This is a genomic window from Alkalibacterium gilvum, from assembly GCF_900109085.1.
GTDB lineage: Bacteria > Bacillota > Bacilli > Lactobacillales > Carnobacteriaceae_A > Alkalibacterium > Alkalibacterium gilvum.
The window spans coordinates 1-22763 of sequence record NZ_FNYW01000004.1; the positions used below are offsets into that span (position 1 = coordinate 1).

The 22763-nt window shown below is 37.3% G+C and carries 24 protein-coding genes and 1 riboswitch; of the genes, 6 read left to right on the forward strand and 18 right to left on the reverse strand.

Going from position 1 to position 22763, the window contains the following annotated elements; translation table 11 throughout:
• Window positions 1-233: 233 nt before the first annotated feature.
• From BMX83_RS02295 to BMX83_RS02330, 8 genes are all read right to left on the reverse strand, one after another.
• Window positions 234-638: a cupin domain-containing protein gene (locus tag BMX83_RS02295; protein WP_091632781.1), complete on the reverse strand. Its 405-nt coding sequence runs from the start codon at window positions 636-638 to the stop codon at window positions 234-236.
• Window positions 639-796: 158 nt separating this feature from the next.
• Window positions 797-919: a hypothetical protein gene (locus tag BMX83_RS11095; RefSeq protein WP_281242026.1), complete on the reverse strand. Its 123-nt coding sequence runs from the start codon at window positions 917-919 to the stop codon at window positions 797-799.
• A gap of 188 nt (window positions 920-1107) precedes the next feature.
• On the reverse strand, window positions 1108-2142 hold the full coding sequence (locus BMX83_RS02305; RefSeq protein ID WP_091632786.1) for a Gfo/Idh/MocA family oxidoreductase: 1035 nt from the start codon (window positions 2140-2142) through the stop codon (window positions 1108-1110).
• 477 nt (window positions 2143-2619) lie between these two features.
• Entirely contained in the window at window positions 2620-4491 is a 1872-nt protein-coding gene (locus tag BMX83_RS02310) for a heavy metal translocating P-type ATPase (RefSeq protein WP_091632788.1), read from the reverse strand.
• A 112-nt stretch (window positions 4492-4603) separates the two neighbouring features.
• Window positions 4604-4711: riboswitch (NiCo riboswitch) on the reverse strand.
• 304 nt (window positions 4712-5015) lie between these two features.
• The gene (locus BMX83_RS02315; protein ID WP_091632791.1) at window positions 5016-6908 is read right to left on the reverse strand and encodes a heavy metal translocating P-type ATPase; all 1893 of its coding nucleotides are present in this window, start codon (window positions 6906-6908) and stop codon (window positions 5016-5018) included.
• Between the two features lie 156 nt (window positions 6909-7064).
• On the reverse strand, window positions 7065-7394 hold the full coding sequence (locus tag BMX83_RS02320; protein WP_245746615.1) for an iron-sulfur cluster repair di-iron protein, ric: 330 nt from the start codon (window positions 7392-7394) through the stop codon (window positions 7065-7067).
• 6 nt (window positions 7395-7400) lie between these two features.
• Window positions 7401-7634 (reverse strand): heavy-metal-associated domain-containing protein, encoded by a 234-nt coding sequence (locus BMX83_RS02325; RefSeq protein WP_091632794.1) that lies wholly within the window; start codon window positions 7632-7634, stop codon window positions 7401-7403.
• A 277-nt stretch (window positions 7635-7911) separates the two neighbouring features.
• A complete protein-coding gene (locus tag BMX83_RS02330) occupies window positions 7912-8610 on the reverse strand; it encodes a Crp/Fnr family transcriptional regulator (protein ID WP_091632797.1) in 699 nt (232 codons plus the stop codon).
• 131 nt (window positions 8611-8741) lie between these two features.
• On the opposite strand from BMX83_RS02330, the gene BMX83_RS02335 reads away from it, so the two are divergent.
• Window positions 8742-9491, forward strand: a complete 750-nt coding sequence (locus BMX83_RS02335; protein ID WP_091632799.1) for a sulfite exporter TauE/SafE family protein — start codon at window positions 8742-8744, stop codon at window positions 9489-9491.
• A gap of 153 nt (window positions 9492-9644) precedes the next feature.
• On the opposite strand, the gene BMX83_RS02340 is transcribed toward BMX83_RS02335, so the two are convergent.
• Window positions 9645-10310, reverse strand: coding sequence for a class I SAM-dependent methyltransferase (locus tag BMX83_RS02340; RefSeq protein ID WP_091632802.1), 666 nt, complete (start codon window positions 10308-10310; stop codon window positions 9645-9647).
• Window positions 10311-10426: 116 nt separating this feature from the next.
• Between BMX83_RS02340 and BMX83_RS02345 the strand changes: the two genes are divergently transcribed.
• Both BMX83_RS02345 and BMX83_RS02350 read left to right on the forward strand, forming a co-directional pair.
• Window positions 10427-11068, forward strand: coding sequence for a deoxynucleoside kinase (locus BMX83_RS02345; protein WP_091632804.1), 642 nt, complete (start codon window positions 10427-10429; stop codon window positions 11066-11068).
• A 162-nt stretch (window positions 11069-11230) separates the two neighbouring features.
• Window positions 11231-11755, forward strand: a complete 525-nt coding sequence (locus tag BMX83_RS02350) for a methylated-DNA--[protein]-cysteine S-methyltransferase (protein WP_177170465.1) — start codon at window positions 11231-11233, stop codon at window positions 11753-11755.
• On the opposite strand, the gene BMX83_RS02355 is transcribed toward BMX83_RS02350, so the two are convergent.
• Entirely contained in the window at window positions 11752-13131 is a 1380-nt protein-coding gene (locus BMX83_RS02355) for a Glu/Leu/Phe/Val family dehydrogenase (protein WP_091632810.1), read from the reverse strand. The two genes, BMX83_RS02350 and BMX83_RS02355, sit on opposite strands and share 4 nt — an antisense overlap.
• 234 nt (window positions 13132-13365) lie before the next feature.
• Between BMX83_RS02355 and BMX83_RS02360 the strand changes: the two genes are divergently transcribed.
• Entirely contained in the window at window positions 13366-13572 is a 207-nt protein-coding gene (locus BMX83_RS02360) for a hypothetical protein (RefSeq protein ID WP_143059471.1), read from the forward strand.
• Between the two features lie 137 nt (window positions 13573-13709).
• Here BMX83_RS02360 and BMX83_RS02365 read toward each other — a convergent pair whose 3' ends face one another.
• From BMX83_RS02365 to BMX83_RS02400, 8 genes are all read right to left on the reverse strand, one after another.
• Window positions 13710-14414 (reverse strand): DUF1129 domain-containing protein, encoded by a 705-nt coding sequence (locus BMX83_RS02365; RefSeq protein ID WP_091632815.1) that lies wholly within the window; start codon window positions 14412-14414, stop codon window positions 13710-13712.
• 28 nt (window positions 14415-14442) lie between these two features.
• On the reverse strand, window positions 14443-15543 hold the full coding sequence (ychF, locus tag BMX83_RS02370; RefSeq protein ID WP_091632818.1) for a redox-regulated ATPase YchF: 1101 nt from the start codon (window positions 15541-15543) through the stop codon (window positions 14443-14445).
• 33 nt (window positions 15544-15576) lie between these two features.
• Entirely contained in the window at window positions 15577-15762 is a 186-nt protein-coding gene (locus BMX83_RS02375; RefSeq protein ID WP_091632821.1) for a DUF951 domain-containing protein, read from the reverse strand.
• Window positions 15763-15779: 17 nt separating this feature from the next.
• Entirely contained in the window at window positions 15780-16664 is an 885-nt protein-coding gene (locus tag BMX83_RS02380; RefSeq protein WP_091632824.1) for a ParB/RepB/Spo0J family partition protein, read from the reverse strand.
• A complete protein-coding gene (locus BMX83_RS02385; RefSeq protein WP_091632828.1) occupies window positions 16654-17418 on the reverse strand; it encodes a ParA family protein in 765 nt (254 codons plus the stop codon). Before BMX83_RS02385 ends, BMX83_RS02380 begins: the two co-directional genes overlap by 11 nt.
• A 30-nt stretch (window positions 17419-17448) precedes the next feature.
• Window positions 17449-18168, reverse strand: coding sequence for a 16S rRNA (guanine(527)-N(7))-methyltransferase RsmG (gene rsmG / locus BMX83_RS02390; RefSeq protein WP_091632830.1), 720 nt, complete (start codon window positions 18166-18168; stop codon window positions 17449-17451).
• A 294-nt stretch (window positions 18169-18462) separates the two neighbouring features.
• On the reverse strand, window positions 18463-19641 hold the full coding sequence (locus BMX83_RS02395) for a cation:proton antiporter (protein ID WP_091632833.1): 1179 nt from the start codon (window positions 19639-19641) through the stop codon (window positions 18463-18465).
• Window positions 19642-19664: 23 nt separating this feature from the next.
• Window positions 19665-20009 (reverse strand): hypothetical protein, encoded by a 345-nt coding sequence (locus tag BMX83_RS02400; RefSeq protein ID WP_091632836.1) that lies wholly within the window; start codon window positions 20007-20009, stop codon window positions 19665-19667.
• 222 nt (window positions 20010-20231) lie between these two features.
• On the opposite strand from BMX83_RS02400, the gene BMX83_RS02405 reads away from it, so the two are divergent.
• Window positions 20232-20675 carry a GNAT family N-acetyltransferase gene (locus tag BMX83_RS02405; protein WP_091632839.1) on the forward strand — a complete coding sequence of 148 codons (444 nt, stop codon included), beginning with the start codon at window positions 20232-20234 and terminating at the stop codon, window positions 20673-20675.
• A 224-nt stretch (window positions 20676-20899) separates the two neighbouring features.
• Window positions 20900-22531 carry an ABC-F family ATP-binding cassette domain-containing protein gene (locus tag BMX83_RS02410; protein WP_091632842.1) on the forward strand — a complete coding sequence of 544 codons (1632 nt, stop codon included), beginning with the start codon at window positions 20900-20902 and terminating at the stop codon, window positions 22529-22531.
• Window positions 22532-22763: the final 232 nt, after the last annotated feature.

A 22763-nucleotide genomic window follows, 5' to 3' on the forward strand; every position in this document is an offset into this window, starting at 1 on the left:
CCTGTTTCAAGGTAATGTTTGACATTATAGATGGGTTGTTTGGAACGTCCCAACTTATCTGCAATGTTTTCTACAGATAAGCCAATAGTAAGATAAGTTTCTATCCAACCGAGTTCTTCCATGGTAAGATGGGTGTAAGCCATTTGTGGTCACTCTCCTAATTTTCGTGGTTGTTAATTTGGAATGAGTGTACCACAAATGGTTTTTTTAATCGTCTAGCTTAATTTTACAATTCAAGTATATAAAAAAACTTCACTGTTAGCATCGCCATTATTATTCTCAAAGGTCATCACTTGCGTAGATGGCACATATATATAGCCTCCCTTTTTTAAAGTGACTGTCTTTTGCCCATCACTGAAGTCAACCTTCCCTTCAATAACATAGGCAAACGTCTCGATACCATCACCGCCAAAACCTGATTTGTTTTTTCCGTCAGGATGAAGCGTCAGAATATAATCCACGAAGTTTGCGCCAAGTCTAGGTGAAGAAAGAATTGAACTATCGATTTCCAAAAAGCCTGGTAGTTTATTATTTACCAGTCCTTCATGAGGTATCAATGCATAAATATTCTTTTTGATAACTGCTCTTGATTTCAGTATATCCTCTCTATACCCCAATATGCCGTCTTTATAACTCATTTACATTCTCCTTTGCCTCAATAGTTAAAAAAATGAACTCAATTAAATAGTTACTCTATTGTTTTCACCCGTTTGGAACGGCTTACATTTTTTTAGAAAAGAGAAGAGTAGATCAATCAAATCTCTACCCTTCCTCCTATATCTTTGATGTATTATATCTACATACCGATAGAAACAATTGACAAAAAGCCAATGACTAAAAGTACAATCAAGACAATCGTAATAATTAGTGACCAATTATTTAATTTACGAGCCAGCGAAGCATCTACTCCGCCTTTCATGGATTGACCTGCTAAATAGATCCCTAATGGAAAAGCCAAAATAGTTAAGCCCATCCATCCAAAAAGTAGACATGCCCATGATAATATATGAAAAAGATTAGCATTTTCAGACATTATATCAGTCCTTTCTGTTTATTATATCGAGTTGAATTCAACCATTCAGTTAATGTATCAGTCTGGTTAGATAATTATACTTTAGCCTTATGTTTCATTTCACTGATACCTTCTTCAAGAATTTCAATTTGACGAATGGTTTCTTCATCTTTTACAATTTTTTCTTTCCCATTAACAATCGATTCATAAACGCCTTCATAGATCAGACTGTAATCTCCTACTTCAGATACAACTTTCTCTTCATGATATTTTCCATCTTCATCAATATAGTAAAGTGTTCCATAATGTTCAGGTAAATCTACTCCAAAATCATTATTTGTCGGCATATAAAAGAGTTTCAGATGTTCTTCTTGACGGTCCTCTGTCTCTTTAATAAAGGCGCCTTTTTTTCCATAAATAGCAAAGCTTGGGCGACTCTTTAAGCGAAAGTAACTGGATTTTAAAGACACTTTAAGTTGATTTTCATAATTGAAATCCAAATCAAAGTAATCATTCATGCGTCCTTCACCTAAAAGTTGGCGAACATCGTAATGAATCGTTGATGGATTACCAAAATAAGATAATACCTGATCCACTGTATGGCAGGCGTGTGTGTACATAAAGCTACTGAGTTTATTAAATGTCTCCGATCCCTCAGGCACTTCCGGTCTAAAGTAATCATAATGCATTTCTACTTCCAATAACTCTCCTAAAACACCACTTTCAATTACTTTTTGAACAGTCAAAAAGTCTGAATCGAAACGTCGGTTCTGGTAGCATTGTATAAATAGACCTTTTTTCTCAGCTAATTCAAATAATTCTCTCGCTTCTTCAGATGTTTCTGCGAAAGGTTTTTCTACTAGAACGTGTTTATTGTTTAGCAGTGCTTCTTTTGCTAAGGAGTAATGGCTCTGAGGTGGCGTACAAATAACAACCAAATCAATAGCTGGGTCCTCATATATATCTTCCCTATTTTGTACATATTGAGCGTCAGGAACCCTCGACCACATCTCATTGTGGCCAGAACGTGCTTGTATTGTCTTGATATTTATCCCTTCGACTTGTCTTGAAAAAGGAACATGATAACGATTCGTACTCTTTCCATCGCCGATATAAGCAATATTCAACATAATTTTACCTCCAATAATTTACCGCTGACTGAATTATAACATCTCACTAATCAAAACGCTTCTCTCTCTTTCATTATATCTTCTTCTCCCCCTGCACGTAAACTATTTTCCCATATGCCCAACTATATAAAATAATAGGCAGTTATTGTATTAAACTAATTATAGCCGTCACATGGATGATACAATCCCTAAAATTGCTAGTGACTTGAATGTAGCTATGCATACAGGAACGATTGTCTGACAAAATATTATTCTTGCTTTAGGTATAAAAGCGATTTTCTTATTGCTGGGCATATTTGGTATTGGCACTTTATGGTCAGCCATATTTGCAGACATCGGTTTTACTATCTTCACCGTACTAAATGCGATAAGGATATTAAATAAATAGTAAGTATAAACCAGTAGAAAAGCCCTGAGACAATGATATCTCAGGGCTTTTTTCTATTAATTTCTAGCTGACTAAGTCATTTTTATCCTTTAACCTTTGATAGAGCGAGACATTCCAGAGCTATTTGGTTTAGGTTTCGAACCAATGAGGCGTAAACCATTTAGTATAACGAGGATAGTTGATCCCTCATGAAAAAGTACAGCTAATGGTAATCCTAATACCCCAAACAGATTTAAGATAATAAGAATCAAAATCACGCTAATGGAGAAAAACACATTTTGTGAAATAATTGTGTTAAGTTTTTTGCTTAGTTTATAACTATAAAAAAGTTTGAGTAGATCATTTTTCACTACAACAATATCAGAGGATTCCATGGCCACAGAGGACCCACTCCCCATCGCAATACCAATATCCGCATTGGCTAGGGCTGGAGCATCGTTGATTCCATCTCCAATCATACCAACGATTTCCTCTTTACCCTGACTCTTTAGAACGTAGGATATTTTATGTTCAGGCAGCATTGAGGCCTTGTATTCTTCAATACCAACTGTTTTTGCTACACGCTCTGTCACCTCTTCATTATCTCCAGTTAAAAGGGTGACTGCAATCCCTTCTTTTTGAAAACATTCAACCGCCTCAGCAGATTGTTTTCGGATTTGATCACTAAGTGAAAAGTAGCCAATCACCTCATTCTCTTTTCCTACTAGAATAATCGTATTTCCTTTTTGGAAATATCTTTGATACATATCATATTTCTTATACTCTTTGAACGCTTGAGGTTTCCCTATATAAAGCCCACCCTTTTTCATCCCAGAACCAGCAACCTCAGTGACAGGTTCATCCTGTTCTACTGATGATAAATCTATTTCTTTGAAGGCATTAACAATGGCTTTTGCAATAGGATGACTGGATTGTTGCTCCATAAATATCACTTCTTTTAGAATGTTTTCTGGTAAGTGGTAGTCATCTACTTTAAATTCTCCATGTGTCAACGTCCCTGTTTTATCCGTATACAAGGTATCCATTGTGCTTAAAGCTTCCATTGCAGCTCCGCCTTTAAATAGAATACCATTTTTGGCTCCATTACTTATTGCACTTAATGTTGCTGGGGTAGCTGAAGCGACGAGGGCACATGGGCTTGCTACTGTTAGAAAGACCATCCCGCGGTAAAAGGATTCTTCAAAAGGAATAGACATCACTCCATATAAAATAATGATGAAAATAGGAACGATAATCAGAACAGAAATAACATATTTACTCTCTATTCGATCAATAAATTTTGAAATTCGAGAAGGTTTACTCTGAGCTTCCTCTACCATTCGAATGATATTTGAAAAAACAGTTTCATCGTTTGCTTTGTTTACCTCAAGGTGAAAGGCGTTGTTTTCATTTAATGTACCTGCAAATACTTCCTCATTTATATCTTTTTCTACAGGTATAGCTTCTCCGGTTAAAGCTGCTTCATTAACAATCGCTTTTCGATCAATCATGCCATCTATAGGTATTTGTTCTCCCTTGGCTACAACAACTATGTCGCCAATTTCAAGCTCTTTTGTCGGTACAGTCACCACTTCCCCGTTTTCCTTCAACACTTGTGCTGTTTCTGGAACTTGAGCCATTAATTCTGAGATAGCTGATGTCGATTTACTGTTCGCGTAATCTTCTAACACCTCAGCTGCAGCAAAAATTAAGAGTAAGGCAGCACCTTCAGATTCATAGTTTATAAGTACCGCACCTGCTGCTGCTAAAATCATGAGCAAGTCAACGTTTGGTGATTTATCTTTTATTGTTTCTATAATCGCATCTTTTGCAGCAAAGAAGCCTAAAAAGAATATGGCTGCATAAAAGAGCCAGGTACTGTAGGTGTTGCTCATTGTTGCTAAAACGAATCCAATTGCCGCCAATATAACACCAATAAATAAAAATTGCCCTCTCCTGTTTTCCATTAAATACTGTATCATCGAAACCCCTTCTTTCTAATTTTATATTTTTTATTACGCGTTGAATCCGCTCTTGTATTCCTCCTTTTTAAGCTCATCACGATAAAAAAGGGCATACCCGTAGAACAGAATTAACTGTCCCACAGATATACCCTTAATAAGCATAGTCTGCTGCCACAAATATTGCAGCCCGGCCGCATGGATCTTTACGTGCATCCACCGCCTGTTCAGATCACAATGAATAAATTGATGACTATTCAAAGCTTTCATATTTAATTTTTAAAGTGACGAATGTATTGTTTTAGAATTATCTTGTGAATCTATATACATAATAGCACCTTGTTTCCTAAAGGTCAAGCAAGGATTTGTTAAACTATCAGCTCTTCTCCCTTTTTCTATATCCTACTAGCTTTTCTTGGTAGCCTCTTGTTGTGTTTTAGTCTATCTAAGTTGTAGAAAAAGAGAGGCATAGATCCCTTCATGTTACGTTTCTATCTCATTATTATTCCTGTCAAAAATATCATAAGACATATTCAGAAATACTTTTACTTGATTTTCACTTTGTTTACCTGCTCTGTTTCCCTACTTCTTGGTAGGCGATATTTCAGTAGGCGCATGCCGTTTAGTATCACAACTAAGATACTCCCTTCATGCACGAGCATACCAATGGACATATTCATCCAGTCACTGAAAAACACACTAGCTAAGAGGATGAGCACAACGCCAACAGCAATGACAATATTTTGAATCATATTACTCGCGGTTGCCTTAACGAGACCCAAAGCATGCGGCAGTCGATTGAAATCAGAATTCATAAGAACCACATCGGATGTTTCGATAGCAACGTCTGTGCCACTTCCCATTGCAATACCAATATCAGCAAGAGCTAGAGAAGGACTATCGTTAACACCATCTCCAACAAAAGCTACAATCTGTCCTTCTTCTTGAAGTTTTTTTATATAGGCTGACTTATCTTCAGGTAACATATGCCCATGCGCTTCTGTCAGGTTCAATTCACTAGCAACAGCATCGACCGTCCCTTGATTATCTCCCGAAAGAACAACGAGATTTTGAACGCCTAACTCTTTTAATTTCTTGAGATCGTTTTTAACACCTAACCTTACTTGATCTTTAATTCCCATTAAACTACGCAATTCTCCATCAACAGCAGTAAGAACTAATGAATGACCCTTCTCTTCCGCTTGTTTGATATCCTTCTGAGCCCTTTTACTCAATTTAACGCCTTCCTTATGCATCAACGTCACATTCCCTACAGTTACACGATGCCCTGAGACTTGGGCTACAATCCCGCCACCTTTTATGACTTCTGTTTCTGTCACAACATAGTTTTTTGTTGCTTTTATCTCTTCAAGGATAGCTTTGGCTAAAGGATGGTCTGATTCTCTCTCCACACTTACTAAATAGTTAAGAGCTTCTTCTGAATCCTCTCCATACGTTTCTTTTCTTGCTACAGTTGGTGTGCCTGCCGTTAATGTTCCTGTCTTATCAAAAACAATCGTATCGACACGACTAAAGTCATGAATCACTTCACTCCCTTTAAGAAGAACGCCGTGTCGGGCGCCATTGCCTATTCCAGACACATTGGAAACAGGTACACCTATAACCAATGCCCCGGGGCAACCTAATACTAAAATAGTGATAGCTAATTCAATATTTTGGCTAATGATCCATACGATAAATGATAATACTAAAACAGCTGGTGTATAATATTTTGAGAACTTATCGATAAAGCGTTCAGCTTCGGATTTGGAATCTTGTGCTTCTTCAACAAGTTCAATAATTTTTCCAAAGGTTGTCTCTTCTCCAACACGGTCCGCCACAATTTGCAAGGTGCCATTTTCTAATATCGTTCCAGCATAAACATTTAAATCTTCTGTTTTCGTTACAGGTACAGATTCTCCTGTGATACTCGCTTCATTAATATAGCCTTCTCCAGATAAGACCGTTCCGTCCACTGGTATTTTAGCGCCAGTTTTAACTAATAGCACATCGCCTTCCTCTACTTCGTCTACATCTACTTCTTCAAATTCACCTGTGTTTGTCTGTACAAGTGCACGCTCAGGAGCCATTTCTGTCAACTCTTTGATAGCTGATCGTGTTTGATTTAATGTTCTTTGTTCTAAAAAGTGTCCAAACAGAAACAGGAATGTTACAATCGCTGACTCTTCAAAGTTTTGTATCAAAAAAGCGCCGACGACCGCAATGGTAACCAAGACGTCAATACTTATGACCTTTACCTTTAGCGCTTGATATGCCTGTATAGCAATCGGGGCAATTCCGATAATTGAAGCAATGATAAGCGCTGTTTGCAACACGACGATGTTCCCAAAGACAAACCGACTAAAAAAGCCACTCACTATTAAAAAACCACTCAAAAGCGTGATCAACTTCTTATTATTTAAAATAAATGTTTGCATGTTTTTCCCTCCTATATTTCTTATGCTTTGATGTTAAGTTCAGTATACTGGATGCCATCAGTCTTTAACTTGATAGCCGTCAAGTCTGCTTCTTTTCTTTTAAAAAAAATTATCCCGAAGAGTCATCAATACTCACCGGGATAATCTATCTTTACTCTATTCATTTTGCTGATAATATACTTCATCCGCTTCAGCTAACATACTATAAACAGCCTCATAGGTTTCGCATGCATCGCTTGGTAAGGTGTAGTGATTGGTTACTTGTCTTAATTCCGAGAACTCTTTATCTAACTTAACCTTGCTGGCAGTGTTCTCTTTAACCTTTTCATTCATTAGCTGAAATAATTCGTGAACTCTGAAGACTTCCGGATGGTTTTTTCCATGTGCTCGTGTCAATGGTAAAGTATACATCTCAAGTTTTGGAAAATAATTATCTACAATTCTAGTAAAGTCAGCCATTTTTTCTCCTTCTTTCTCTGATTTCATTCTTTCTTATGCGTCTTTAACCGTTGACTTGATTACTGGATAACCTAAATCTTCAATAGCTTTTTCAATAGCATCTATTGAGATTTTTTCAGAATCAAAAACTGTTTTTGCCTTGCTTGAATTAAAGAGTACTTTCACCGTGTCTTTTTCAATTCCTTTTAAACCCTTTAATGCGTTTTCTATTTTTTGCATACAACTCGGACATGCCAACGTTTCTAATTTCAAAATAGCCTTTTTCATTTGTACCCTCTCCTTTTAACTTTTGCTTTCGCTTGATCTCTCTCACTTATAGTTATAGTATATACCTCACTTTCTATAGAGACATTGATGTGGATCAAGTTCTTTCATTCCTTTTCGTTCCTTTTCTTTCAGCGCCGTCTATTTCTCTTACAACCACAGTATATGCCACAAAGTGTATGATAAAATTGATTTCCATCAAGTTTATATAAAAAAACCTCGTTGGACTATTTAATCCGACAGAGGTTTTTTAGCTACTTCCTTACATTAAACTACTTGCTTACAAGAAAAGTAGGTTATCTTCATCCACTATTTTTATTTTAGATGAACTTATACGTTTAATTAAGTTTAACTCTTCCAATTCTTTTAATTTACGGCTCACCGTTTCAGGGGTTGTTCCGATATAAGAGGCTAAATCTTTTTTTGTCAAAGGTAGTGTCACGATGTCAGACTGACTATCTGATCCAAGCAATTCAACAAGGTAAGAGGCCAGACGCTGTTCCGTTGATTCTGTAGTAAAGCGAGCGGCCTGCTGTTCTGTTTGATCCACCCGACTTGAAAGCTCTTGCAGAATTTTAAGCGAGATTGATGGATACTTGACCAGCAAAGCTTGCAACTGAGAACGGGTAATCTGACAAACAGATGTTGCTTCCATAGCTTCAGCATAATTTTCATGAACTTTTTCATTAAACAAAGCCAGTTCTCCCGTGAACTCTCCAGGTCTTAGTACACGTACAAGCTGTTCTTTACCTGACTCAGATAAACGATAAAGGCGCAGACTTCCCTTATTTACAATTGTCAGAACATCTGACTTGTCTCCGGCATGGTAAACCAGCTCACCCTTTTTAAAAGATTGAGACTGTACTGTTTCCATTACTTCATTCATTTGCTCGGTATCCAGATGATTAAATATGGGAACTAGAGATACGCACCCTTTATGAGACGTATTACATGTATGTTTTTGATTCATTTCAGTCATATTATCTCTCCTTCTTTTAAAGAGGAGGTTTTCGTGTTTCAAGCCTCCTTTGATTTCTATGTTAGGTTTACTATATCATAGTATCGAGGGACTGTTATTGATTTATATCAAGTGTTTTTTGGAGGGTTTTTATGGATAGTTCTATCTTACTGCTGGTTATCGGGGCTGTTTTTTTAGGGTCTCTCATGCGCTCAACTTTAGGTTTTGGGGACTCAGTCGTGAGTATGCCGCTTTTAGCTCTGCTTCCGATTCCTTTTTCCACTGCCGTTTCACTCGTGGGCCTTGTTGGGTGCACCGTCGCACTTCTTTCAATTTTTTCAGGGTATAAAAACGTGGATAAAATCATCCTGAAAAAATTATCTCTCTCAACTTTACTAGGAATCCCTTTTGGACTATTATTGGTCCAATTTGCTGAAAAAAAGTGGATTAGCCTAATCCTTGGGCTCTTACTTATCTCTTATTCAATCTACTCTATCATCGGATCAAAAAAACATCACCAAGCGATTGAAAAGAGATTTGAGAATACAACTTATGGCATACCCTTCGGCTTCTTTTCAGGTATGCTTGGCAGTGCCTATAATATGAACGGGATTCCAATTGTTCTTTACGGAACAATGAGCAACTGGTCGCCGAACACATTCAAAGATACGCTGCAAACTCATTTTCTGTTTTCAAGTCTATTTATCGTACTCAGCCATTTTCTTAGTGGCTTTTGGACTAGGGAATTAGGGGCTTATTTTCTATGGTCGCTTCCTGCTATTTTTATAGCTATTAAACTAGGGAATTATCTTTATAGCAAGATAGATGTCGAGGCGTTCAAACAGTATGTACTCTTTTTTATATTTATATTAGGCTTATTCACACTGTTTGACTTTCTGTAGCATTCCTCATTATCTATCCCTAGCACCAATCTAGAAGCTTTATATATTTTCTGTTCAATACGACTGTTTGGTAGCTATCATGATATATTTTTAGATAAGCACTCCCCCTCATTTAGGAATGTTTGCACACAACAAACTAGTGAGTACAACTGCTTACTTTAATTTAAAGGTTGTGTAACGATAGTCGTCACAGTAAACAATCTCAAGCCCAACTTTTTCCGCTACACTTTCCATGGCTTTAGGCGTAAAAAGCGAAATATGGGTGAAGTCTCTTATGTAATGCCAGCCCCAGAATTTTTCTTCGTCTTCTGGGTGGAAAAGTGTCATTACAGCTAAGATGCTATCCTCTTTCATCAGTGTTTTTAGTTCAGCGAAAACATCCAAGGGCTCTGGGATATGTTCTACCACTTCAGTTGTAGTGATGAGATCGAATGTCTGCCCAGGGTAAATACGTTCAGGCGAGTAATACAAATCGTATATTGCAGTATTATAACCATAATCTCGCTCCAATAGCCGGGCTAAAACTGGACTCGGCCCACTGCCATAGTCAAAGGCTTTTTTGCCTTCATTTACAAAGGGGAACACCGCTGCAGTCAAAAAAATTTCAAAAAACGCGACATATCGTGGGTCATCTATTGAATTTTCGTGTTGCTCATATTGTTGAAATTCCATTTTGTCATTTAAATAAAAAGTTGAATCTTTGGCGATAAAGTGACAATTAACACACTCATGAAAAATGTGTCCATTACTCGGGTGCATAAGCTTTTTCGTCTCATGCTGACATATTTTACACTGCATACTAACAATCCTTTCTGTCATATCCTTTCATTCATCCTACCACATTTTTGTGAACTTTTCGTTTTTGGATTATTATTTTCTACTAGTTATGGTATGATAGTAAAGACGAAAATTTTTATGATTTGGAAGGAGATAAAATGTCTGTGATTGTATTAGCAGGAATGATTGGTGCCGGAAAAAGTACGTACACTACTTTGATCTCAAATAAATTGAATAGTACCGCTTTTTATGAACATGTCGACGATAACGAAATATTGGAAAAGTTTTATGATGACCCGAAACGTTGGGCATTTTCTTTACAAATATTCTTTTTGAATACACGTTTCAAAAGTATTAAAGAGGCTTTAGTACATAGATACAATGTTTTAGACCGTTCTATCTATGAAGATGCTTTATTCACACGTATTAACTACGAACAAGGAAACATGAGTGAAGCAGAAATGAAACTATATACTGAATTACTGGATAATATGATGGAAGAAATAGATGGAATGCCTAAAAAAGGACCTGACCTACTTATTTATCTCAGAGGATCCCTAGATACTCACTTGGAGCGTATTAAAAAACGTGGAAGACCCTTTGAACAAATTGATGGCAATCCTGAATTACTGGACTACTATAAAAGTTTACATGATCGCTATGACGGCTGGTTTGCGGAATACGATAAGAGCCAGACTTTAGTTATTGATATTGATGAAGTGAACTTAGATCGCCCAGGCGACGAAGAGTACGTTATGAATAGAGTCAAAGAAGCATTAAAGAAACAACAACACACATAAATAATAAGGGGCAGGGACAAAAATCCCCGCCCCTTTAATATTTTCTTTTTTACACATGCATCAAAAAGCAGCTTTGACGTCCACCTCGCAAAGACGTCATACAGGTCTAAACGTCTTTTCAAAAGGTTCTTTATTAAACATTACTATAAGGAGTGAATGAAAATGAGTCAACTTTTACACTATTCATCAATAGAACAAGGTCACTGGTCTTTTTATATTGTCTGTTCCCAAGACGCCCTATGTTTTGTCGGTTCCAGTCCAGCATCACTAAAGGAAATGACTGAGTGGGTGTCCAATCATTTTAGTGATGCTGAGCTTATCGAAGATGACAAGGCTCTAGACCCTTTTCGAAAAGAATTCCAATCCTATCTAACTAAAAATAAACAGCACTTTACATTTGATACACAGTTTTTATACGGTACAGACTTTCAGAAAAAAGTTTGGAATGCCTTGAGAACTATTCCATACGGAGAACAAACAACTTATGGTGAGCTGGCCGTATCCATCGGTTATTCCAGCAAGTCCGCGAGAGCTGTAGGCACTGCTTTGAAAGCCAATCCTCTGCTCATCGTCTATCCTTGCCATAGAGTCGTACCTAAGACATCTCTGTCCAAAGGCTTTCGTGGTGGACTTATTATGAAAGAACAGTTGCTAGCGTTAGAGGATACCAGTGCCTCGCTTTTTTAAATGACATTCCCTGATCGATTCAGCATATCTACTAATCGTATAATAGATAGTTTGAAACATAAAAAACGTAAACTTTCTTTATGGATGGATGAAAAATGTTGTTTATAAACACCTGTGCTGACATCTTTCATACGCGCGCTCATGTTTTCTAAAATTTTATCTTTCTCTTTTACTTCATTCGTAAATCCTTGGATCCATTCAAAATAAGATACGGTTACGCCTCCAGCATTAGCTAAAATATCTGGAATAATAATTTTTCCTTTTTCTGTCAAATACTTATCTGCCTTTTTAGTAATGGGTCCATTGGCACCTTCAACCAGGATTTGCGCCTTAATATCTTTCTGATTCTTTTCTGTAATCTGATCTTCAATAGCACCTAAGATAAGCACATCACAGTCTAATGTTAAAACAGCGTCTGGATTTAATCTATCACATTTAGTATTCATTCCAACAAGTTCTTCTTCACTAGGTAAGCGACCTGTTTTTTCCTTGAACGCTGCTAATTCCTTTACATCGAGTCCCTCTTCACTGTAAAGGGTTGAGCGACTGTCGGATACTGCAATCACAGTATGCTTTCTGCTAGCTTTCTCTGCCTCAATTGCTGCCGCACGGCTTAAATTACCGAATCCTTGAATAGCAACCCTTACATTTTCTTTTTCACCAATGGACGTGATCAAGTCTTTCTCATCTGTATAATTAGCATCCACCTCTACCGTGTTCTCCAGTATGGTATCAACCAAATAATAGTAGCTTAAGAATGTCCCAATCCCTGTTGATTCAGAACGTCCTTTTGTTCCACCACTTTGAATACTCTTTCCGGTAAAGGTATTGATGTACGGTTGATTCGGATGCAGTGTTTTATATTCCTGAGTCATCCAGTCCATTAATTTCGCCCCCGAACCAACATCAGGTGCAGGTATATCACGATAAGGACCAATATCATTTTGAACAAGTCTGACAAAGGCTCGGCTGACCTCTTTTAGTTCTCGATCAGAGTGTTCTCTAACATCAATATGAACTCCGCCTTTACCGCCACCATAAGGAAGTTCGTGCAAGGCATTTTTCAATGTCATCAGCATAGCCAATGTTTCAACTTCTTCTTTATTGACCCCCGTACTGAACCGAATCCCCCCTTTATAATATCCGCACGCGTTATTATGTTGCACGCGAAATGCCGGATAAGTACCTATATCACCATTATCTTTTCTTATTCTTAGGTCTCCAGAAATGATTTTATCAATACCCTTAAGCTGTTCTCCTGCTTGATTCAACCATTCTGTTCGTCTATCTCCCCAGTCTGATAACTCCTGTATGTCTGTTTCAATCAAATAATCAATGACCTCTTGAATCAGTTGAGTTGTTGTATTTTCAGTCATCTGTACTCCTCCTTTTTAAGTTAAGATGTGTTTGTTTTATGCTTATCAGTATATCATGTGATATCGACTAATTACGAATAACAGGACACATGGTAAGTATAAAGTTCACTGCAGCCGTCTTTTTCTGATGTTAACTATCTGTTTAGAGAACTTTCAGCCATTTCAGTTTGTATATTCTTTGGTTTGTGACTAGTTAAGATGATTTACCTTCAAAAAGGTGTTGCAATACGCGTTTTGGAACAAGTTTATATTAAAACTTCTCAAAAAGGTGTCGCAATATGCGTTTTGGAACAAGTTTATATCAGAATTCTTCAAAAAGGTGTCGCAATACGCGTTTTGGAACAAGTTTATATTAAAACTTCACAAAAAGGTGTTGCGATACGCGTTTTGGAACAAGTTTATATTAAAATTTATCTAAAAGGTGTTGCAATACGCTTTTAAGAACCAATTTATATTAAAATCGCTCATAAAGGTGTCGCAATATCTGTTTTGAAGCAGACATCCCCTTTTTATAAAAAGTATTTTTCAATTAATACATATAGAAAAAGGCCGGGAAAGTTCCCCAGCCAGTTTTTTGATTAAATCAGTGTTCCTTTGATGTCCAGTTTTTTCTTCAGATACCATTTTGCCGCGAAAGCTATCACACCTATGACAAGTGTATAGGATCCAGGAATCAATGGATTAATTACGGGTGGAATCAATTTAGTACTAAAGGCCATCAGCATAATCCAGGCAATCATTGTCAGTGTCGTAGCCAGTATATATTTCAAGAATCCACCTTTAACACCTGGTTGTGGCGAATATCTTGTGATAATCATAACCGCAAAACCACCTAATAAAAAGTTAAGGAGCAATGATGTCACACCTAATCCAGCCTCGCTATTGCTTGTGAAGTAAGAAATCCCTGTTATAACAGAGAACATCCCTCCTAAAAGCAAGGCGCCATCTAACCATAATTTCCATGTAGCCGAGCGCTCGACAGGTTCTTCAACCGCACCACTAGTGCCGTTGATAAGGTAACTAGCCTGATCCGTAACCGTACCATAAATATTTCTGGCCGTATTATGGTTCGCTTGTTCTGATAGAATATTCTTTAACATATCATTGAAAATATTAGTTTTACGTTCTTCTGATACGTTTGCTTCATCTAATCTACGATTAAGTTTAATCATATATTCCTGATTTTTATTTGTCAGCTGGTCAAAAAGCTCTGTGTTTTCTGTCTCTTTTGCCTCGTAGTCAATTTGACTCTCTTGTTCATTAGACTTATCTTTTCTAGCCATATTCTATATAATCTCCTTTATCTAAAAATTACACATTGAAACGGAACAGGATAACATCGCCATCTTGAACAATATATTCTTTTCCTTCTGCTCTAAGCTTGCCAGCCTCTCGTGCAGCTTTTTCACTGCCCAAGTGATCATAGTCTTCATAAGAAATCGTTTCTGCACGAATAAATCCACGTTCAAAATCACTGTGAATGACACCGGCAGTCTGCGGAGCTTTCATGCCTTTTTTAAAGGTCCAAGCTCTGACTTCTTTTTCACCTGCTGTAAAGAATGTGGCAAGTCCTAATAAGTCATATGACTTACGAATTAATTTATCTAATCCAGGTTCGTTTACACCTAAATCTTCTAAAAACATTTCTTTTTCTTCATCGTCCAATTCAGCAATTTCTTCTTCAATAGCCGCTGAGATAACTACTACCTCAGCGCCTTCAGCTTCTGCAATTCCGCGTACTGTCAGAAGGTGTTTGTTGCTATCGGGATCAGCAATTTCTTCTTCAGCAACGTTGGCCACGTAGAGTACAGGTTTACTTGTTAGCAAGAATAGAGAACGTAAGATAGGTAATTCTTCCTCCGTAAAATCAAGAACACGGACAGGTTTTCCTTCTTCCAAAACAGGTTTTATTTTATCAAGCACCGAAAGCATCGCAACAGCTTCTTTGTCTTTTGTTTTTGCCTGTTTACGCACTTTCTCATAGCGTTTGTCTACGGATTCCAGGTCCGCTAAAGCTAGTTCAAGATTAATTGTTTCAATATCTTCTGCCGGATTTACTTGTCCTGAAACGTGAGTAATGTTCTCATCTTCAAAACAACGAACGACGTGACATATGGCATCCACTTCACGGATGTTAGCCAGGAATTTATTTCCTAAGCCTTCGCCTTTACTTGCGCCTTTTACGATTCCAGCTATATCAGTGAATTCAAATGTTGTTGGAATTACTTTTTGCGGATCTACAAGTTCTTCCAGGCGATTCAAGCGCTCATCAGGAACTTCTACGATTCCCACATTTGGATCAATCGTGGCAAAGGGATAGTTTGCTGCTTCAGCTCCCGCTTTTGTTATTGCATTAAATAAAGTTGATTTTCCTACGTTGGGCAAGCCAACAATTCCTGCTGTTAAAGGCATAAATATAGTCACCTTTCACTTTCTATAATAGTATTAATCTTTCAAGACCTTTTTCATTTTTCGGTCAAATTCACGTCTGGGCATCATAACCAAGTGGCCGCATCCTGTACATTTTATCCGGATATCAGCACCGAGTCGAATAATTTCCCATCGATTGGTTCCACAAGGATGTGGCTTTTTCATTTCTACGACATCATGTAATTCATAAGGTTTTTCCATGTCATTAATCCCCCTGTTTAGGCATCTAAACCAATATCCAAATCTTCCAATATACGATTCAAATCATCGGGCGAAACATATTCGATTTCTATCTTTCCTTGCTCACCTTTTTCACGAATCACAACACTCGTTCCAAACTTATCCGTCAATAATTCTTCTGATTTTTTTATATAGACGGATTTCTTTTTGGTCTGTGGCGTTTTAAGCTTACTCTTCGGATTCTGGTTTGCTTCAGAAACGAGATGTTCCAATTGTCTAACAGTTAATTTTTCTTTAACCGCTCGCTTAGCCAGTTTTTTTATCTTTGTTTTGTCCTTCAAACCAAGCAAAGTACGGGCTTGTCCATTTGAAAGCTTTCCTTCTTGAACCAATTGTTTTACCACTTCAGGCAAAGACAACAAGCGAAGGTGGTTAGCAATATAGGAGCGACTTTTCCCTAGTTTTTCAGCAACTTTTTCTTGCGTCATGGATAATTTATCCATCATCATATTATACGCTTCAGCTTCCTCTAAAGAGGTCAGGTCCTCACGCTGCAAGTTTTCAAGTATAGCCACCTGCATCATAACTTCCTCATTCAGCTCTCTAATAATCGCAGGGATTGTTTTTTTACCAGCTAATTTAGACGCTCTAAAACGTCTCTCTCCCGCAATAATTTCATATCCTTTAACCGTCGATTGTCTTAAAATAATTGGTTGAAGAACACCAGATACAGTAATTGATGCAGCTAATTCTTTCAACGCATCTTCATCAAAGTGACGCCTTGGCTGATAAGGATTTGGTCGTATCTCTGACAATTCAATAAGTTGTACACGTTCGTCATTGCGATCAACTTCTTTTTCAAAATCAGGAACATCAAATAAAGCATCGATACCTCGGCCTAAACCTTTTTTCTTATTGGCCATTATCCATCACTTCCTTTGCTAATTCTTGATAGACATCCGCACCCTTGGATTTCAGGTCATAATCTATAATCGACAAGCCATAACTTGGCGCTTCAGATAATCTTATATTTCTTGGGATGATGGTCTTATAGACTTTTTCGCGGAAATATTTTTTCACTTCATTCACTACTTCAAAACCAAGATTCGTACGAGCATCTAGCATAGTTAATAGTACCCCTTCCACTCTCAGACTCTTATTGAAGTGCTTCTGCACTAAACGTACAGTATTTAATAGTTGGCTTAACCCCTCTAATGCATAATATTCACATTGGACAGGTATAAGCACGGAGTTACTCGCTGTAAATGCGTTAATTGTTAAGTGCCCAAGAGATGGTGGACAATCGATCAGAATATAGTCATATTCTTTTTCCACTGTTTCCACTGCACTTTTCAGACGTGTTTCACGTGCCATTAGACTCGTTAACTCTACTTCAGCGCCAGCTAGTTGGATGGTTGCGGGTACGATGCTCAAGTTATCACGGCTGGATGGTAGGACAACATCTTTTAGTGGTTCTTCGTTTATAAGGACGTCATAGATATCTCTATCCACTTCGCCTTTCCTTATGCCTAATCCACTTGTTGCATTTCCTTGTGCATCTATATCTATTAGAAGAACTTTTTTTCCGTTATAGGCTAAAGATGCTCCCAGATTTACCGTAGTCGTTGTTTTCCCTACGCCACCTTTTTGATTTGCGACAGCTATAATCTGTGCCATGGTATTCCTCCAAACTTTCTTATCTTTCTTTTAAGCTAATGGACTCTTATTGGGAGTCCCTGGTCGTCTTGGATATTTATTCGGCGTTTCTTTTTTCTTATCTATAAGTATAATCGAACGCTCACCAGCATCTTCTGGTAATTCAAATGACTGGGTTTCTCTTACTTTACCCCCTAGAAGCTTGATAGCTTTTGTCGCTTCTGAAAGTTCTTTTGGCGCATGAGACGCTTTCATCGCTATAAATGTTCCCTTTTTCTTAAGAAGCGGGAGACAAAGCTCAGCCAACACACTCATTCTTGCCACAGCACGAGCCGTAACAAAATCAAAGGATGATCTGAACTGCTTATTCTGACCAAAGGTTTCTGCTCGGTCATGGTAAAGTGATACGCCTTGTAAGTTTAATTCTGAAACAATTTCTTCAAGAAACGTTATACGTTTTTTTAATGAATCGACAATGGTGATCTCTAGTTCAGGGTAAATAATTTTAAGGGGGATACTGGGGAAGCCAGCACCTGAGCCTACATCACATAGACTGTGGACCCCTTTACTAAAATCTACATACAATCCTGCTGTTAATGAATCATAAAAGTGTTTCAAATACACTTCTTCTCGCTGCGTAATTGCAGTTAAGTTGATTTTTTCATTCCATTCTTGGAGCAGCTTTAAATAGCTTTCAAATTGTTGCATTTTCTCATCTGAAATTGGGATATTTCTCTTTTTTAATTCTGACTGAAATTCTTCTGGAGTCATTATTGAAAATCCTTTCTATAATCAGTCGTGAAACACTTAATTGTTTCACAAATTACTCTCTCCACTTTATATCAAATAGCAAGTAAATACAATGGTTTAAAGAGATTTTTTAAACTGTTATAGAAAGATTTTTTATTTTATTTCGACTTAATGATCTCTTAACTTTTTTCAGTAGAAACGTTCTTTGGGACAAAGTAAATAGACGTAGAATAGACCAATAATATAAAAAATGTCTCAACATTCAAAAAGAGAATATTGAAACATTTTTATATTTATCATTCTATTTATTTACGTTTATCCTTTAGAAATTTCTCCTGCTTTCGAGAGTGCTATTGTAGTCGTAAGCGGTCCGACCAACGCATAAATAAGAGTTGAACATAAAACAACAACTTTAATCTGAGTTGCATACATAGGGACGATAGATTCAGCAATAGCTGTCAGTCCAATAGCAACACCAGCTTGTGGGATGAGCGTCAACCCTAAATAACGACTGACTGTTTTTGGTGTATGGGCTATACTTGCCCCAAAGTAAGCGCCGGTAATCTTTCCAGCGACTCTCAGTACAATGTAAACCAAACCAACAAATCCGACAGTTGGAATCACAGAGATATCTAGTCCAGCCCCTGAGACAACAAAAAACATGACATATATTGGTGTCGTTATACGATCAGATAAATCGCTCATCTTAGTTGCAACGAGAGATATGTTTGTTAATACAGCACCCATAATCATAATCGTTAGTAATTCGGAAACGCCGAAATAAACAGAAATACCACTAGCTAAAAATACAAAAGTGATTAAAACAACTAAACGGTTGCTGCTTGTCTGGAAATACTTAAGCGGCCACTTCATTAGGAAGCCTAATACTCCACCTATTAATACTGCTAGGAAGATATCAATGAACGGACTTAAAACAGATGCAAGTAGGGATAATTCTCCTTGCGTTTGCACAATCGTTCTGGCTATAGCTGACGCAAAACCGAATAAAATAAGTGCCATAGCATCATCTAAGGCAACAACACTCAATAGAGTCTCAGTTAGTGGTCCTTTTGCTTTGTATTCTCTAATGACCATAATAGTCGAAGCCGGGTCAGTAGCCGCTGCAATGGCTCCTAACATAATTGCAAACGCTAAATCAACACCAATAAGTAGTAATCCAGCAGTAACAATTAGCACAGCTCCAGCAGATTCAAACAGAGCAATAATAACTGGGCCAAAACCTACACGTTTAAAATAACTTCTTTTAAAGGATAAGCCCACGGTAAACGCAATAAAGGCCAATGCAACTTCTTCAACAATATCTAAACTATCAATAATTTCTGGTGATAAAACACCCAATAGGGAGGGACCCACAATCAGTCCACCTACCAAATACCCAGTGACACTAGGTAACTTAATAAGAGTTGCTAGTTGCCCAAAAACTAAACCTATCAAAAGGACAATAGCAATATAAAACACAATTGACAATTCCAACTATACTACCTTCTTTTCTAATTTTAATCTCTAATACCTTCCTGAAATAATACTGGTACAGCAAACATAATACCTGTATCAGGTTTTTTGATATTTCTTAAGACTTCTTTGACCGTTTCACGAGCTAAATCCATATCTTTTTCAGGGATAACACTATAAATCGTTTTATTTTCAGTATGATCTGATAAAATCAACGGCTTAATCGTTGAAAAAATTTTCGCTTCATATAGCTGAGATAAATGCTGTGCCATACCTACAGAGTCGATCACTGTCGCAGCTTGTCCTACTTCATCGTTAAATTTCAATAAAAGTTCATCCAGTAATTCTGTTTGGTTCAATACGATGATAAATAATACCTTTTTTTCCATTTTTTCACTCTCCTATAGTCAATCATACTACTAAATATGAATATATCAAGCTATGTAAGGGGTTAACCTGTTGAAAAAGCAAGAAAACCATAACTTTTATCAGATATATGCATGTTTTATCATTGTACTCTTTTATAATTTATGTATACTGTTGTTGTGGGTTTGAAATCAAGCTAATTATAGGACGAAAATTCATTTCAAAAAGGAGAGTGACACTTAGTTATGTGGCAATATAAACACTTTCAAGAATTAAGTGCACACGATTTTCATCAAATAATAAAAGAACGTACTAAAACGTTTGTTGTTGAGCAAGGGTGTGCCTATCAAGAAGTAGATGATATCGACTTAAAAGCTTTGCATCTTATAAAGACGCAAAAAAACACAATCAAGGCCTATGCACGTATTTATAAAGATAATTATAAAGTTAAAGTTGGACGTGTATTTGTTCCTAAAGAACATCGGAATCAAGGACATGGTCAAGAGTTAATTAAAACGGCTTTAGACTACGTTGCTTGTCACTATCCGAACAGCGAAGTGACTGTGCAGTCTGAAGCACTCCTTAAAGGTTTTTATGAGAAGTTTGGATTCAAAGTGTCTTCCGAACTTTATTATGACTATAATCTAGGTCATTACGATATGAAATTAGTCAAAAAAGTACCCGCTTAAAAATACTAAACCACATAAAATAAAGGACATCCCTTAAATTAGCGTATCTTTTAGGGGATGTTTTTCCATGTAGGCCTTTACAATTTCACTAAATTGTCACAATCCCCCCCTTAGTCTTTATTAAATTCTCATAAAGACTGACATCTTAAAAAAAGTAAGTATAATAGAAGTAATGGCAAAAAACAGATTTTTATTACACAAAAAGAATAGAGGTTTTATCGAATATGATTACAGTAACAGATGTGAGCTTACGCTTTTCTGACAAAAAACTATTTGAAGACGTTTCATTAAAATTTACAAACGATAATTGCTATGGTGTTATTGGTGCAAATGGTGCCGGCAAGTCAACTTTCTTGAAAATTTTATCCGGAGAAATTTCCCCGACTTCTGGAGACGTCTCCATGCCGTCTGATTCTCGTATGGCTGTTCTTAAGCAGAACCACTACGATTATGAAGATCAAAGAGTTGTGGATACAGTTATTATGGGGCATGAGCGTTTATATAATGTCATGCAGGAAAAAAATGACATCTATATGAAAGCTGATTTTTCTGATGAAGATGGGATACGTGTAGCTGAGCTTGAAGGAGAATTTGCAGAATTAAATGGTTGGGAAGCTGAACCAGAAGCAATGACACTGCTTAAAGGTTTAGGTATCCCAGAAGACTTACATGATCAAAAAATGAGTGAGTTAACAGGTGGACAACACGTAAAAGTCTTACTTGCACAAGCTTTGTTTGGTAAGCCAGACGTTTTACTTTTGGATGAGCCGACAAACGGTTTAGACACGCATTCTATTGCCTGGCTTCAAGAGTTTTTGATTAACTTTGAAAACACGGTCATTGTCGTTTCCCATGACAGACACTTTTTGAATAAAGTTTGTACACACATGGTTGACGTCGACTTCGGACAAATCAAGTTATTTGTAGGGAACTACGATTTCTGGTTAGAGTCTAGTCAATTGGCTTCTAAACTTGCCGCAGATCAGAACAGTAAAAAAGAAGAAAAAATTAAAGAACTCGAGGCCTTTATCGCACGATTCAGCGCGAATGCTTCTAAGTCTAAGCAGGCAACTTCTCGTAAAAAAATGCTGGACAAAATAACTTTGGACGATATAAAACCGTCGTCACGTCGTTATCCATTCGTCGGCTTTTCACCAGAACGTGAAATCGGTAATGACCTACTGCGCGTTGAGAATATTTCAAAAACGATCGACGGTAAAAAAGTCCTCGTTAATATTTCCTTTAATCTTTCACGAGAAGATAAAGTAGCCTTTACCAGTATGAGTGATATTGCCATCACAACTTTATTTAAAATTATTACTGGCGAAATGGAACCAGATACCGGAACTTATCAGTGGGGAATTACCACTAAACAGTCTTATCTGCCCAAGGATACAACGGACGAATTTGAAAATAGTCATTTAACCATTCTAGATTGGTTAAGACAATACGTTGTAAATAAAGAAGAGAACGATAATACCTTCTTGAGAAGTTTCCTCGGACGTATGCTCTTCTCTGGTGAGGAAGTTATGAAAGAAGTCTCTGTCTTATCCGGTGGAGAAAAAGTACGTTGTATGCTTTCTAAATTAATGTTGAGTAAGGCAAACGTATTGATTCTTGATGATCCAACAAATCACTTGGACCTTGAATCGATTACTGCTTTGAATAATGGACTTATCGACTTCAAAGGCGCTATTCTTTTCGGTTCACATGACCACCAGTTTATTCAAACGCTAGCTAACCGTATTATCGAGATTTCACCTAACGGCGTGGTCGATCGTTCTGAAATCACTTATGATGAATTCCTAGAAAACAAATCGGCACAAGAACAAATTACGGCTTTATACCAAAGCTAAGCCCTTAAATGATGAGCACGCGCGACAGCTGTCGCGCGTGTTCTTTTTTGTTTTTATGTTTTATGAATGAAGAAAGAAGCGTAGCACATCTTTCTACTGCATTGACTTTGGTTGGGTTTGTGCCCTTCGTTGTTGTTTTCTTGTGCTGGAGGGCACTTATTTCGTGTTTGCGTGACCTTCGTGATGTCGCTCTTCTCCTGGAGGGCACGCATCCACACATTGCGTGACCTTC